Genomic DNA, 14,605 nt, shown 5'->3' with positions numbered 1-14,605 from the left:
CAGGCAGTGGGCCCCGTGGAGTGGGACTTTGTCGATGGAAGTCTTGCTGAGTCCGGTCTCAGTCCCTAGGATTGAGACCGGACTCACATCGATTGCTAGAAATGTAATCGAAGCCACATCAGGCGTCAAGGGTCCGCTACGAAAGGCCGTAATGAATAGTGATGCTTCCCGGCGCCGCGATGTCACTGTCGCCGACGTCGCCAAAGCAGCCCAGGTTTCCAAGGCCCAGGCCGCCCGCGCCCTGGGCAACTACGGGGCCGTGAGCGACGACGTGCGTGAGCGGGTGCTGGCTGCCGCCGAGGAACTGGAGTACCGGCCCAACGAGCTCGCCCGCAGCATGAACACCGGGAAATCGCACACCATCGGGGTGGTGGTCGGCGACATTGAAAACCCCCATTTCGGCCTGGCCACGCGGGGCATTACGGACACCGCCAAGCGGAGTGGATTCAATGTCATCCTGATCAATACGGACGAGGATACCGAGGCGGAAATCGACGCCGTCAGGGTGCTCCTCGACAAGCGCGTTGACGGCCTGATCGTGGCACCCGCGTCCTCCGTGGAAACGCAACATTTACGGCGCGTTCACGAATCCGGCCGTCCGCTGGTCCTTTTGGACCGCAAGGCGCCAGGGCTCGACGTCGACACCGTGGCGGTGGACATGGAGGACATCTCCCATGAATCCACCAGCTATTTGCTCAAGTCCGGCCACCGGAGGATCGCCTTCATTTCCACCCTCAAGACGGCCGGACCGTACCACGACGGCTTGCAGCTGGACTCGTCCCAGATCTCGGACCGGCGCGACGGCATGAAACGCGCGTTCGAGGAGGCGGGGCTGGAGCTGCCCGTCGATCTGATCCGCCTCAACGCCGGCGACGACGAGTCCATCAAGAAGATCACCCGCGAGCTGGTGCAGCGCCCTGACCCGGCGACGGCGATCATCGCCTCCGACGGGCTGATCGGCCTCAGCGTGGTGGAAGCGATCCACGAGCTCGGCCTCTCCATTCCGGATGATGTCTCCTTCCTCATGTATGACGACTTCGCCTGGACGCGCCTGACCACGCCCCCGCTCACGGTCATCGCCCAGCCTGTCTACGACATGGGCGTAGCCGCCGCCTCAGCCCTGATCCGGCAGATCGAAGGCCGCAAGGCACCGGCGGCCGCACCGACATTCACGGCCGCACTGATCCGCCGCGGCTCGGTCGCGGCACCGCCGGCGCAGGAACAGGACAGGGCTTAGTTCTCTGGCGCGGTCCCGGGCCGGCGGATTCACTGAACTGCAGGGGAACGTTTAGTGCAATTGGCGGAGGGAGCGTGATCCCTGTGGGCGGACGCATCCGGCTGCTGGAATCGTGCCGACCTCACGCGGCACCCACGGAAACGGGCGCCGATCCGTCATGGAGCTGACGGTCATTGTCCTCATCACCGCCCTCCTGTTCGCGTGGGCGCTGGTGTCGGCGCGGCTGCAGCAGGCGGACCTGACCGCTCCCATTGTGTTCACCGCTGTCGGCGCAGCCCTGGCCTGGTCCGGGCTGGTCAGTGGCCCGTCGCCCCTGGCGAGTATCACCCCGGTTGTCGAGGTCACCCTGGTGTGGGTGCTCTTCTCCGACGCCGCCCGCCTGCCGCTCCAGCAATTGCGCCGGGACGTGAGCCGCTACGTGCGGCTGCTGGGAGTCGGCCTGCCGCTGACGATTGTGTTCGGGTGGGCCCTGGCCGCCTGGTTCTTTCCCCAGTTCGGGTTCTGGCTGGCCCTCCTCGTCGGCGCCGCGCTTGCCCCTACCGACGCCGCACTCGGAATACCCGTGGTGACGAATCCGGCGGTGCCGTCGCGGATCCGCCAGCTGATCACGGTCGAAAGCGGCCTCAACGACGGCATCGCCACCCCGGTCGTCATGCTCGCCATCGCCGGCGCGGCCGCCGCAGCAGGCCTGGAGAGCGCCGAAGGCCCAGGCAGCGCGGCCATGGAGCTGCTCATCGGCGCCGGCGTCGGCGCAGCGGCCGGCGCCGCGGGAGGGTGGCTGCTCCAGCTGGCCCGCCGGCGCGGGACCGCAACCGAGGACTTCGCCGGCATCGGCGTCCTGGCCCTGAGCCTGCTTTCCTACAGCGCCGCACTCGCGGTGGGCGGCAACGGCTTCGTCGCCGCGTTCTGCGCCGGGCTGGCGTTCGGCACCTGCGCCGGGGAACGGGGGCCGGCCGAGCTGGCCTTCGTTGAGCAGATGAGCGGCCTGGTGTCCCTGCTCGTGTGGCTGGCGTTCGGAGCCATCACCGTGCCGATCATGCTGGAGCACTCCCTCCCCCTGACCATCGCGTATGCCGTGCTTAGCCTCACGGTGGTGCGCATGCTGCCGGTGGCGCTGGCCTCGATTGGCGCCGGCCTCGACCGGAAGACCGTCCTGTTCGTGGGCTGGTTCGGCCCGCGCGGGCTGGCGTCCCTCGTGTTCGCGCTGCTGGCGCTGGAAGCCCTTGGACCAGTGTCCGATCAGGCTGTGGCCGTCATCGCCGCCACCGTACTGCTCAGCGTACTGGCCCACGGCTTCAGCGCCGCACCGTTGGCTGCCCGCTACGGACGGGCCGCTGCCGCTGCCGGGCCGGAGCCCGGCGGACCGGTACCGGTCTCTCCGGCCCCCGCCCGGGGGCTGAGCCGCATGCACATCCACCCTCCGCATTTTCGGTCAAAGCGGTCCCGTCCCTAGACCGCGCTGAACCGTCCGCGCTGGACTGGGGTGCCGTCGTCGCCGTCCACGTTCCGGCACAGCGGCTGTGATGAGTCTCACGCGCATATTTCGCCATCTGGCTTGAGCCGCCCGCGCGGCGCTGTGCACTATGGAAAGGCAAGGCAGGGACTGCGACGTTCCTGCCGGTGCAGCCTGACGAATTCCTGCGACGTTCCGCGTCCGCAGTAAACGCCGGGCACCCATCCTGGTGGACGCAATGAGGCCAAACCGGTGAGCTCGCAGAGCTGCCCACGGTCTCAGGCGTTCCTGGTTTGGCCCCTACGGCGGCTCCGCATCGGTGCGGCAGCCGGACATCCGGATTCATGAAATGGAAGCACTGAACAATGACGTTTGAAACTGCCAACTCTGTAACCCACAAGCTCTGGGACCGCTCCACCATGCACCACGAGCTGGACGCGCTGGTCCACGAGCTCTCCGAGCGCCACAACACCGCCAAGAGCAACATCGCGGTCCACGCCAGTGGCCCGAACACCTTCACCCTCAGCCTGAACCACGGCGCCTAAGCCCGGGTTCCAGGCAGCAAGGCCGAACGACGACGGCGGGAGCCACCTCCCGCCGTCGTCGTTTGGCGTTAAAGCCCGCGGATCAACCGGTGCACACGGCCCCGCGCATTTCCGTCTTGACGCGGTGTATGTCCTGATCTGCGGCCAGCAGCAGGGCCGTGGCCAGTTCTTTGTGCGCGGCCGAATCGGCGTCCGCCGGTACAGCCGTTTCCGCCTGGCCAACGGACATGCCCAGCCGGAGCTCGCTCCCCCCGATGGTGACGGTGTCCGCGCCGCGCACGGCCTGGGAGAGCATCAGCGCCACGTGTTCCAGGACCTGGTCGCCGGCCGCGTGGCCCGGGGTGTCGGCTTCCCGCAGGAGCGTGGCGCGCGCGGCTGATCCCGGACACACCTATGGACCTCCTGTTCCCGCCAGGAGGTCCGGCACACGACGGCAAATGGGCAACCAAGCGGGCACCTCTGGCCCGCGCCGCCCTCCTGCTGGCACACTGAGCCGATGAGTGAACCCCTCCCCCATTCCCGGCGGCCTGGCATCCGTGCCGCGATGTTCGTGGACTTCGACAACGTCTATACGGGCCTGATGGCCTTGGACCCGGCGGCCGCGAAGAGATTCGCCGAGGACCCCAAGCACTGGACGGAGGCGCTGGCCGCCGGCGGCGCGGGCGAAGAATCCCGGCGCTTCCTGATCCGTAACTGCTATCTCAATCCGGTGATCTACTCCAAGTACCGGCCGTACTGGACCCGCGCGGGCTTCCGCGTGATCGACTGCCCCTCCCTGACCCAGCGGGGCAAGTCCAGCACCGATATCAACCTGGTGCTGGACGCAATGGATGCCCTGGCCGGCGCGGCACACGTTGAGGAGTTCTTCGTCGCGTCTGCGGACGCCGACTTCACCTCGCTGGTCCAGAGGTTCCGGGCGGCCGACCGGATGACCACCGTCATCGCTGCCGGCGCTGTGGCATTCGCGTACCGGGAGATGGCCGACAGCGTGGTGGAGTCCCACGATTTCGTGGCAATCCTCAACGGGACAGCGGCCGGCATCCCCCGCATGGTCCCGTCCGCCGGACTTGGCGCCCCGATCCGCACCGTCCCGGGCACGCCCGGGTCCGCGACGTCGGCCGCCGACGAGGTCCGGGCCCTGGTGCAGGCCGCGCCGGGTCCGGTCACGGGAGCGGTCGCGGCGCACCGGGCCCTGACCGCGGACCCGTCGCTGAAGACAGATTGGGGCGGCCACGGCAAGTTCGGGGCCTGGATCGCCCAGATCGGCCAGGGCGTCCAATACTCGTCCACGCCGTCGCCCGGCTGGGTGTGGGACGCGAAGCGGTTTTCCCCGGAGCCCTCCTCGCTGGCCTCAGACGCCCGGCCCGCGATCGAGGAGCAGGTCACCCGGGTCACGGACGTTCCGGCGCTGTCGGCAGAACAGTTCAGACAGGTCTTCCTGTCCCTGGCGGCGAAGCTGCGCGACCATTCGGGCAACCGCAGCGAATTGGCACGCTCCGTTCGGGACGACTGCGTGGCGGCCGGGCAGCCGGTGTCCCGCTCTGCCGTCAACTTCGTGATCCAGGGCGTGGTGTACGCCGGTGGCTCCCTCGCAGGGGAGATTTCAGCGCGGGAACTCGCTGCCGCGTGGACCCGAAACGTGGAAGAGCTGTGCCGGCTGGCCCTCATGGAGTTCGACGACGCCGAAAAGCTCGCGCTCAGGCGCTGGGCCGGCGGCGGGCTGCTGGAGTCCGGCCCCGGCGCCTCCCGGGCGTAGCGAACCTCCCGCCGTCGTGGGCTTGCGCTGGGTGCGAAACAGATCGACAGTTTGATCTATCTACATCGAGCACCAACCAAACGAATTCGGAAAGGAGCTGAAAATGCCCAACGACCTTACGGAGCTGGTGAGCGTCCGGTACATGGTGGCCGACGTCGATGCCGCGGTCGACTTCTATACAACGCATCTCGGATTCACCGTCAGGATGAGCGCCGCGCCGGCGTTCGCCGACGTCACCCGCGGCCGGTTGCGGCTCCTCCTGAGCGGGCCGGCCAGCTCGGCAGGCCGTCCCATGCCGGACGGCACGGTGCCCGTGCCGGGAGGGTGGAACCGCATTCACCTCATCGTGGGCGATATCGCGGCCGAAGTGGAGCGGTTGCGCGGCGCAGGCGTCACGTTCCGGAACGACATTGTCAAGGGCCCAGGCGGACAGCAGATCCTGCTGGAGGACCCGTCCGGGAACGTTGTCGAGTTATTCCAACCCGCCGGCGAATAGCGGCCGTTTCACACACAAGCGGACGACGGCGGGATTCCTCTTCACCGAGGTCGCCTAGCTGGGCTCCCGTTCCGGTCGAATGGGGAGCCCAGCTGCGCTTGGGTCCGGCTGACGGAAGACCTGAGGAGATCTCCCGGAGCGGGGGCATCTTCGCTACGGCTTCAGGACCACCTTGATGCAGCCGTCTTCCTTTTTCTGGAAGATCTCGTAGGCGGCCGCGGCACCGTCGAGGTCGACCTCGTGAGTCTTCAGGTCCATGACGCCGAGCGGGTCTGCGGAATCTTCCACGAGCGGGAGCAGCTCGTCCGTCCACCGGCGGACGTTGCACTGGCCCATCCGGAGTTGGATCTGCTTGTCGAACATGCTCAGCAGGGGCATGGGGCTCGCTGTACCCCCGTACACCCCGCTTAGCGAAACGGTGCCTCCCCGGCGCACGGAGTCGATCGCTGCATGGAGGACCGTCATGCGGTCTACGCCCGCAGTCTCCATGGCCTTCTTTGCCAAGGCATCCGGCAAGAGCCCCACCGCATTCTGCGCAAAGGCGCCGACGGGCGAATTGTGCGCTTCCATGCCGACGGCGTCGACGACCGCGTCAGGGCCCCTTCCATCCGTCATATCGCGAAGCTGGTCACTGACGTCCTCTGTGAAATCGATCGTTTCCACCCCGTGCCGCTCGGCCATGCGGCGGCGTTCCGGAACCGGTTCGATGGCGATGACGCGCTGGCCGAGGTGTCGACCGACCCGGCTGGCGAACTGCCCCACCGGGCCGAGCCCAAAGACGGCCAGTGTGCCGCCCGCGGGGACATCGGCGTATTTCACTCCCTGCCAGGCGGTGGGAAGAATATCGGAGAGGTAGAGGTACCGCTCATCGGGCAGTTCGTGCCCGACCTTTATCGGCCCGTAGTCGGCGTAGGGCACTCGCAGGTACTCCGCCTGTCCACCGGGGACCGACCCGTAGAGCTCGGAGAACCCGAACAGGCTCGCCCCGCTGTTGTGGGCATGGACCTGGGTGGTTTCACACTGGGACTGCAGCCCCTGTTTGCACATCCAGCAATGGCCGCAGGAGATGTTGAAGGGGATGACCACCCTGTCGCCCGGCTTGAGGTTCCTGACCTCGGAGCCGACCTCCTCAACGATGCCCATGGGTTCGTGCCCCAGGATGTCGCCGGCCTTCATGTAGGGGCCAAGGACCTCGTACAGGTGGAGGTCCGAGCCGCATATGGCCGATGAAGTGATCCTGACGATGGCGTCCGTGCCCTTCTCAATGACCGGATCCGGAACCATCTCCACGCTGACCGACCGCTTTCCCTGCCAGGTAAGTGCCCTCATATTCGCTCCTTCAGTCGCAACCAAATTAGTAAGTCTACTGATCAATAAGATCATTCCTTGTTCGCGCCCGAATGGGAAGGAGCGTCGGTCTGAGACCTACATAGCCGTGGCTGAGTTCGGGCCGGCTGGCGATAAGCGCGTTCGAAGGGCGGAAGCCCGCGGCTGAGGACAGGGTGCGGCCACGGCCTGGCATCCGCCCTGGCCGCCCGCCCCAAATAGCCGCCCGGCGGGTCAGCGGCACCTTCGTACAAAGCGGACGACGGCGGGACTCCCGCCGTCGTCCGCTTGCCTTTGGTGTCATTTACCTACAGTGCCGGCGCGCGAGTGGTTGTGACGATTTCGGCTTCGTCCGGGCTCGCTATTATGAGGGCGCCGCCGCCACCGCCACCGCCACCGCCGCCGCCGCCCTCGTTAGTCAGAACATCGTTAATTGCGTCCCAAGCGCGACCGGTGAGGTCCTTAGCCGCGTCCCATATACCCGACAGACTGAACGCAGCTGCGTCAAACCCAGGGCTCGCTGGCCCTGAGACCACGAAATCTGGCGTCTTGCGCTCTGCATCGCATTCGGCTGTTAACACTGCTGTCCGACCGTGCACCATTGCACGAATTCGATCGCTCTGGCCGAACGCTAGAGGTTCAGATGTAAAAACACCGGGCGCAGCTGCAACCGGCTTAAAGGAATTGCTAATCATTTTCTCTCCGTTGATCCCCAGATTCGGAGTTGTCTAACAGACGCGTAAGCACGAGCTTCGCGTAAGTGATATTCCGCGGCAGCCTAAAATTTGGCGCGGGAATAATCGGCACACATGCATATTTTCGGCACGTCAGACTTTGAGTTATCCCCCCCATCATTGACTTTCACTCGTCATGGTCCTCGCAGGAGACGTGAAAGTCAACGGGCTGTTTACAAGTGATTCCGCGCGGAAGTTTTAACCTAAGCAGGTCGCGAGGCTAAGCACCGGAACCGGGCCGCCGCTCCCCCCGAAAATCAATCGGCTATCGAGACCGGGGAAGATGTTCAAGGAAGGTTTGTGGTGGTTATGATTCGGTTATGCCGAACCCGCGATTGTCTCTCGCCCTAGAACGGATTGGCCCTGGCGACTGGGAGATATTCGAATCGTTCGCGTCGGAGTTCTTAGCGGTCGAATATCCAGCCCTGCGGACGATGGCAGCTCCGAACGGAGACAAGGGTAGAGACGCCGAAATATTCACGATTGATGGGGTGCCAAAAGTTGCATTTCAGTACTCTGTCACGGCGAGTTGGAAGTCGAAAATTGCGAGCACGCTGGACACCCTCAAGAGGAATTTTCCTTCGGTCAGCACCGTGATCTACCTCACTAACCAGGTGATTGGTCCGGCTGCCGATGAACTCAGGGAAGAGTCCCGACGTGATCGGAATATAACCGTAGACATCCGGGACCGGTCGTGGTTTGTGGACCGCGAGAAGTCCTATCCGCAACGACGAGTGGCCAGTGAAGAGCTGGCTCAGCGATTTGTGGATCCGCTGCTGTCCAAACGAGGGGTCCTCGGAAGAATATCGACCTTGACCGCCGATGAGAGCAAAGTCGCGGTGCTGCACTTGGCTCTCGACGGCGAAGATCAGGCAACCGATCAGAGTCTTACCAAGAGCTGCTTCGAGTCATTGGTCTTGGCGGCGCTTCACGATTCGAACACATACAACAGGCTGCGCCTGAGCGAAATCAAAGATGGCGTCGCCCTCCGCATGCCCGTGGGGAAGCGAGGGCAGGTCGATGCTCTGACCCTGAGCGCATTGAACCGCCTGTCTCGGAAGGGCCCCATCAAACAACACAAATCAGCGTCCGGGGCCGAGGACACCTACCATCTCAGTTTTGAGGAGGCCAAGAGGATAAATGATCAGACAGCCAAGTTCCTTCTTGATGAAGCTGCCCTCGATGCGAAACTCATTGCGGCGGTTCGAGCCGTCGAAGCACCGAAGGCACTGAGCGAAGCACAGTTGACGGAGATTTCTCGGCAACTGCGAACAGTGTTGGAAGAAACACTCCTGGAACGAGGTGAGTCTTTTGCCGAAGCCGTGGAAAAAGGTGCACCGTTCCAACTCAGCCCTGTAGCCATAGCTGACCGAATTACAGCTAATGGTGGCATCCGTGAGCTCAGCTCTGATGCCGCGGCCGCGGCCATAATGCACGTACTGGAACAGCCCTCGCCGCAAACACAATCACATCTTCGGCGGCTAGCCGACGCATACACGCTTTTCGCGTTCCTGAAACAAACCCCGGACGTCCAAAAAGTCGTGCTCAACGTCTTCAGTGAAGGCGACATATGGATGGACACCACCGCGATCCTGCCCCTTATCGGAGAGAGCCTGGTAGACGATCCGGAAGAGCGCCACTTTACGATTCTGATGCGCGCAGCGGTCGACGCAGGGTTGCTTCTATATGTAACGGACGGAGTCGTCGAAGAAGTTGAAAGACACCTCAACCTGGCGGTTGCTTATGGTCACAACAGAACGTCGCCTTGGTCGGGAAGAGTGCCCTTCCTTTATTCGGCCTTCGTGCTCTCGGGCCGACCAGAGACTGAATTCCTGGACTGGCAACGGAACATCTGTGGACGAGAACAGCCGTTGCAGGACGTCAGCGACTACCTTGCCGACGAATTCTCTATCGAGACCAAGAGTCTCCTTGAGTACTCGAATGCCGCCTCGACCGAACTCCGGGGTGCAGTTCAGGAACTATGGAATGAGACTCACGAGAGAAGGCGTCAACGAGGTGACTACGGAGCCGAGCAAGGGACCCGGTCTCGCCTGGTTGCCCACGACGTCGAAAACTCAGTCGGCGTCATCGAGTATCGGCGGACGATTGGACCATCACCCATGGGCTACCTTGCATGGTGGCTGACGTTCGACAGAACAGCCATGAAGATGAAGGACCACCTACGGGAGCGCCTTGGCCCGCAAGCCCCTGCGTCGCCGGTGTTGAGTCCGGATTTCCTCACCCAACTGCTTCGCTTGGGCCCGCTCCGCACCGCCATCGAACAGGATCTGAGGGTGCAGCTACCCCTGCTCACGGACATGAGCGTCAATCACTACGCTCCGCAGGCTCTGCTCGATTTAGCCAGGGAAACGCGAGAAAAGTCGTCGAGCCAGAATGAACGGGTAGTGCGTCGCGAAGTCCGTGACGCGGTGAACCGTGCAAGGCAGCAGATGGGGCCCGCGGCGGTCGGCGGCGTTCGAGCCATGGAGGATCGAATTTCAGCTTCCATCAGACGTCAGTCACCCGGATGAATCCCGCCGGCGGGGGCACATAACCGGCAGTCGGACGGCAGCCAGGACTGCTGATAGCGGAATACCCCCGGTTTCGCTCCGATCTGGGCGGCCGCAGCCGCACGCTCACTTCTGTCGCATGGGAGTATTCACCTATGACTATCGATAATGATGCTGCCAACCTCCCGGCGCAATCGGACTCCCACGGCACGGACGACTCGATCGAAGTCAGCCGTGGCTGGGACCACATCGGGGCCATCATTGTCGATGCGGCGCTGCAGCGGCGACAGAACTACCACGCGACCGTCAGGCCGCGCGTTGCCGCTCTGGTCGGGGCATGGCCTGATGCCGCCACGACCAGTGGATTCCGGCGGCGCCTCGATACCGGGATGCTTTCCGAAGTTATCAGCTGGCCGTCCCCCGGCCGCCTCGCCCAGGTTGAGGACATGACGCGCGTGTTCGAGAGCCAGGGCATCGAGACTGTAGTCGAACTCCGAGGAGCACTTGGCGACGACGCCCGCAGAGCCGTTCTCCGGGAGGCTCTTGGGGCCGTGCGGCATGTCAGTCCCAAAACGCTCGATTACATTGACACCCTGAGCGGAGTGTCAACGGGCGGGGCCGTCGAAGCGCCTGAGGATTGACGGGCCTGTCCGCGTCGGACGCGGAGGGCTCCCAGGTGTCGTAGGGTCCCTCAGGTCTGGTCCTCTGTGGAGGCGGCGCGCAGGTCGGGGTCCACGCCCCTGGTTCGCTGCGCATCCACGGACGGCACCGGCTCGTTATCCGCACGGCGAAGATAGAGCCAGGCCGCGACTCCCGCGGTCACCGCAACCGCCGCCACTCCGGCAATCACCCAAGCCTTCCCGGACGCCGTCCGCCGCGACTTAGCCCGGCCGGGTGCCGTGACAACACTCGGTGCAACCCGTTTCAGGCCCTCTTGAACACGGGGAGCCAGAGTTTCCACTCCCCCGGCGAGGTCGTCAGCGAGCCGCCGTAGTCCGGTCTGGATCCTCGGAGACGCAGATTCAATCCCGGCATCGAGCCCGGCCACCACTCTTTTCAATGCCGCCTCGACCCCGGGAGTGGCCCACTCCCTCCCCTCGGTGAGCTGAGAGATGAGATTCTCTGAAAGATGGCGGATCTGGTCGGCCTGGTTCTTGGGTGTTGCCGTGCGCATGAGTGCCTCCTCGATGTGGTGGATGCCCATAGCCTACGGCGGTCGGCACCATAGAAACAGGCCCTCCCGGCCGCAGCCACCACGAACGCCGGGGTTCCTCGGTGCGCTCCCTTCCTACAGGAAGGCGGACGACGCCGGGACTTCCCGCCGTCGCCCGCCTGCGTTTGGTGAGGTGCTTTACAGCGCGGACCAGCCGCCGTCGGAGGCGAGGATGGCGCCGTTGATGTTGGTGCCGTCATCGCTAAGCAGGAACGTGATGGACGCGGCGAGCTGCGCGGCGGTGGCGGGCGTCGGGACGGTGGCCTGCATCAGCGGGCCGAGGCGTTCGGCCGCGAGCTGGGAACCCCAGGTGGCCACGATGTTGGTGATGGTGGGGCCGGGGGCCACGGCGTTGAAGCGCAGGCCCTTCGGCCCGTACATCACAGCCGAGTTCTTGGTCAGGCCCACGACGGCGTGCTTGGACGCGGTGTATGCAGCGCCCGCGGCGGACCCGCGCAGGCCGGCCTCGGAGGCGACGTTGACCACGGAGCCGGTGCCGGCGTCCAGCATCAGCGGCACCACCGCGCGGGTGAGGCGCATGAGGGCGGTGACGTTGATCCGGAAGACACGGTCCCAGGTGTCGTCGTCCACCTCGTGGATCGGGGCGAAGTTGTCCATGATGCCCGCGACGTTCGCCAGCGCGTCGATGTGTCCGCCGGCAGCGGCGACGACGGCGGCCCCGGTTTCCTCGGTGGAGATGTCGCCGGCCACCGGGACCAGGTCCAGCCCGGCGTTCTCGGCCACGAGGTCATCCAGGCGTTCCTTGCTGATGTCGGCGGCGATGACGCGGCCGCCTTCCCTGGCGATGCGCAGCGCGGTGGCCTGGCCGATACCCGAGGCTGCGCCGGTGACGATGACGGTCTTGCCGGCGAACCGGCCGGTGGTGGTGGCTTCCTGCCATGAAGCTGCGTTGCCCATGATGTCCTTCCAGACGTTGCTCATCCTGATGCGGCCCAGCTTATGACACTCTGTGTCATTATGTAAGGGTGAATACTGGTGGGATGCCTTCGGATGCCGTGACCACCGCCGTTCCGCGCCCCCCCGGGCGCCCGGTGACGATTGATCCCGACGCCGTGGCCGCCCTCGCGCTGCGGCTGTTCGCCGAGCGCGGCTACGAGCAGACCTCCATGGAGGACATCGCGCGCGAGGCGGGGATCGGGCGCAAGAGCCTGTACCGCTACTTCTCCAGCAAGGCCGAGCTCGTCTGGGGCGGCATGGAGCCGGTGGTCGAGGCTTCCCGTCTCGTGCTCGATTCGGCCCGCGCTGAAGGTCCCGGCGGCGACATCCAGGCGGGGCTGCGCGACGCGGCCGTCGCGGGCGTTGCTGTCCTGCCGGACCTTGCAGTCACGCGCGGCCGGCTCCGGCTGATCGCCGAGCACCCCGAGCTGGCCAGCCGCAGCTACGAGTCCCTGGCCCCGCAGCGCGAACGGACCCGGGCCTACCTGATGTCCGCGGGGGTCTCCGGGGACGTCGCGGGGTATCTTTGTGCCGCCCTGATCGGCGCGACGTTCGAGGCCTGGATGCAGTGGGCCGCCGGGACGGACCCGGATCCGGTGCCGTATTTGATGGCGGCGGTGGGGGTATTGCGGGTGCCGGAGTCGACGCGGGCGGGGTGACAATGGGGAGATGAGATCCGCATCGAAACGAAGCCGGCCCAACGGCCGCCGCCTGCCGGTCCGGACCCGGGGTCCCGCCGTCGTGCTTTGGCTGGTGCTGCGGTGAGCAGATTCGTCCTGATCCCCGGAGCGGGCGGCGCGGCCTGGTACTGGAGCCGCGTCGTTCCGTTGCTGCAGGGGGCCGGCCACGAAGCCGTTGCCGTCGATCTGCCCGGCGACGATGAAAGCGCCGGGCTGCCCGAGTACGCGCGCCTGGTGCTCGAAGCCGTCGGTGGACGCCAGGACGTGGTGCTCGTTGCGCAGTCGCTGGGTGGCTTCACCGCCCCGCTGGTGTGCGAAAAAGCCCCCGTCGCCGGGCTTGTCCTGGTCAATGCGATGATTCCCGTACCGGGCGAGACCCCCGGCGCATGGTGGGACACCACCGGCTGGGCTGCGGCGCAGCAAAGCGCGGCCCGGGCCCACGGGTACAGCACTGAGTTCGACACGGACACCTATTTCCTGCACGACGTTCCGCCGGAAGTCGCCGCGGAAGGCGAACCGCACCAACGCCCCGAAGCAGAGGCGGTGTTCGAGTCGGCCTGCAACTTCACGGCCTGGCCCGGTATCCCGACCCGTGTCCTGGCCGGAGAGGGTGACCGGTTCTTTCCCCTGGCCTTCCAACAACGGCTCGCCCGCGAACGCCTCGGAATGGAGCCCGACGTCCTGCCCGGCGGCCATCTCCTCGCCCTGGCAAACCCGGACGGCGTGGCCGATTACCTGCTGAGCCGCTGAACGCGGGAATTCCGGCCTAGCGGCTGCTCACCTGGCCGAACAGCCTCGCGATGGGCGCGAGCACCAGCGGGCGGGCGGCGTACCATCCGGCCGCCGTGATGGCGATGGCGGCCGCGAAGAGCCAGAACCCGGCCCAGTTCACCACGTCGGTGCCGCCGAACATGTGGTTCAGGTTGCGCAGCGCACCGGTCGCGAACACGAGGAACACGTGGATGAGGATGAACAGCACAAAAAACAGCATGGTCGGGAAGTGCACCGCGCGCGCAACCTCCACCGGGTAGACCTTGTTCAGCGTTTTCGCGTTCTTCGGCCAGAACTCGCTCATGCGCGCACCCGTGATCGCAGCGAGGGGGGCCGCGATGAAGACCACCACGAAGTACATGATCTGCTGCAGGCTGTTGTAGTTCACCCAGCCGGTCTCAACGGGCCAGTCCAGTGTCATGTACTGCAGAAGCGCGGAGAGCGCGTTCGGGACGGCCTCCCAACTGCTCGGCACGATCCGCATCCAGCGGCCAGAGGCAAACAGCAGCACCACAAAGATGAGCCCGTTGGCCAGCCACAAAATGTCGAGCGACTGGTGCAGCCACAGGTTAATGCTGATCTTCTTGCCACCGCGCTTCGGCGTCCAGTACGCCGGCGGCTTCTGCTGCATGCGCACCTGATAGCCGGAGCGAATGATGAGCACCATCAGGAAGATGTTCAGGAAGTGCGCCCACTGTGCCCACCACGGGAAGCCGGGCTCCACCGTATCGGGCAGGTCATACGCGCCGGGGTATCTCTCGAGGAACTCGGGCACGCCCGGCAGCGTCGTCACGCCGCGCGCGGCGAGCACAAGAATCGCTGCGGCGGCCACTCCGCCGACGGCGAAGAGCACGACGAGCTTGATCCACTGGCCCAGGGTACGTGAGCCGTAGAGCCTTGCCTCGGCCCTGTCTCTTATACACATCT

At 65.3% G+C, this 14,605-nt stretch carries 13 protein-coding genes; 9 read left to right on the top strand and 4 right to left on the bottom strand.

Annotation, left to right across the window (positions count from 1 at the left end; translation table 11 throughout):
* The first annotated feature begins 151 nt into the window (after positions 1–151).
* From ARTB_RS17375 to ARTB_RS17365, 3 genes are all read left to right on the top strand, one after another.
* Positions 152–1,237 carry a LacI family DNA-binding transcriptional regulator gene (locus ARTB_RS17375; protein WP_243181651.1) on the top strand — a complete coding sequence of 362 codons (1,086 nt, stop codon included), beginning with the start codon at positions 152–154 and terminating at the stop codon, positions 1,235–1,237.
* Positions 1,238–1,349: 112 nt separating this feature from the next.
* A complete protein-coding gene (locus ARTB_RS17370) occupies positions 1,350–2,690 on the top strand; it encodes a cation:proton antiporter (RefSeq protein ID WP_243181650.1) in 1,341 nt (446 codons plus the stop codon).
* A 365-nt stretch (positions 2,691–3,055) separates the two neighbouring features.
* Entirely contained in the window at positions 3,056–3,235 is a 180-nt protein-coding gene (locus tag ARTB_RS17365) for a hypothetical protein (protein WP_018775517.1), read from the top strand.
* A gap of 82 nt (positions 3,236–3,317) precedes the next feature.
* Here ARTB_RS17365 and ARTB_RS17360 read toward each other — a convergent pair whose 3' ends face one another.
* Positions 3,318–3,626: a hypothetical protein gene (locus ARTB_RS17360; protein ID WP_243181649.1), complete on the bottom strand. Its 309-nt coding sequence runs from the start codon at positions 3,624–3,626 to the stop codon at positions 3,318–3,320.
* Between the two features lie 105 nt (positions 3,627–3,731).
* Between ARTB_RS17360 and ARTB_RS17355 the strand changes: the two genes are divergently transcribed.
* Both ARTB_RS17355 and ARTB_RS17350 read left to right on the top strand, forming a co-directional pair.
* The gene (locus ARTB_RS17355) at positions 3,732–4,991 is read left to right on the top strand and encodes an NYN domain-containing protein (protein ID WP_243181648.1); all 1,260 of its coding nucleotides are present in this window, start codon (positions 3,732–3,734) and stop codon (positions 4,989–4,991) included.
* Between the two features lie 103 nt (positions 4,992–5,094).
* Positions 5,095–5,487 (top strand): VOC family protein, encoded by a 393-nt coding sequence (locus ARTB_RS17350; RefSeq protein ID WP_243181647.1) that lies wholly within the window; start codon positions 5,095–5,097, stop codon positions 5,485–5,487.
* A gap of 153 nt (positions 5,488–5,640) precedes the next feature.
* On the opposite strand, the gene ARTB_RS17345 is transcribed toward ARTB_RS17350, so the two are convergent.
* On the bottom strand, positions 5,641–6,816 hold the full coding sequence (locus ARTB_RS17345; RefSeq protein ID WP_243181646.1) for a zinc-dependent alcohol dehydrogenase: 1,176 nt from the start codon (positions 6,814–6,816) through the stop codon (positions 5,641–5,643).
* Between the two features lie 1,051 nt (positions 6,817–7,867).
* On the opposite strand from ARTB_RS17345, the gene ARTB_RS17340 reads away from it, so the two are divergent.
* Both ARTB_RS17340 and ARTB_RS17335 read left to right on the top strand, forming a co-directional pair.
* The gene (locus ARTB_RS17340) at positions 7,868–10,078 is read left to right on the top strand and encodes a hypothetical protein (RefSeq protein ID WP_243181645.1); all 2,211 of its coding nucleotides are present in this window, start codon (positions 7,868–7,870) and stop codon (positions 10,076–10,078) included.
* Between the two features lie 134 nt (positions 10,079–10,212).
* Positions 10,213–10,698: a hypothetical protein gene (locus ARTB_RS17335; RefSeq protein WP_243181644.1), complete on the top strand. Its 486-nt coding sequence runs from the start codon at positions 10,213–10,215 to the stop codon at positions 10,696–10,698.
* A gap of 50 nt (positions 10,699–10,748) precedes the next feature.
* On the opposite strand, the gene ARTB_RS17330 is transcribed toward ARTB_RS17335, so the two are convergent.
* The gene (locus ARTB_RS17330; protein WP_243181643.1) at positions 10,749–11,231 is read right to left on the bottom strand and encodes a hypothetical protein; all 483 of its coding nucleotides are present in this window, start codon (positions 11,229–11,231) and stop codon (positions 10,749–10,751) included.
* Between the two features lie 177 nt (positions 11,232–11,408).
* Positions 11,409–12,188, bottom strand: a complete 780-nt coding sequence (locus ARTB_RS17325; protein ID WP_243181730.1) for an SDR family NAD(P)-dependent oxidoreductase — start codon at positions 12,186–12,188, stop codon at positions 11,409–11,411.
* A gap of 83 nt (positions 12,189–12,271) precedes the next feature.
* Between ARTB_RS17325 and ARTB_RS17320 the strand changes: the two genes are divergently transcribed.
* The gene (locus tag ARTB_RS17320) at positions 12,272–12,886 is read left to right on the top strand and encodes a TetR family transcriptional regulator (RefSeq protein WP_243181642.1); all 615 of its coding nucleotides are present in this window, start codon (positions 12,272–12,274) and stop codon (positions 12,884–12,886) included.
* Positions 12,887–12,988: 102 nt separating this feature from the next.
* Positions 12,989–13,657: an alpha/beta fold hydrolase gene (locus ARTB_RS17315; protein ID WP_243181641.1), complete on the top strand. Its 669-nt coding sequence runs from the start codon at positions 12,989–12,991 to the stop codon at positions 13,655–13,657.
* The last annotated feature ends 948 nt before the right edge of the window (positions 13,658–14,605 follow it).

The sequence above is a fragment of the Arthrobacter humicola genome, from assembly GCF_022803015.1.
Lineage (GTDB): Bacteria > Actinomycetota > Actinomycetes > Actinomycetales > Micrococcaceae > Arthrobacter > Arthrobacter humicola_A.
This window is presented reverse-complemented; position numbering and strand designations above follow the sequence as displayed.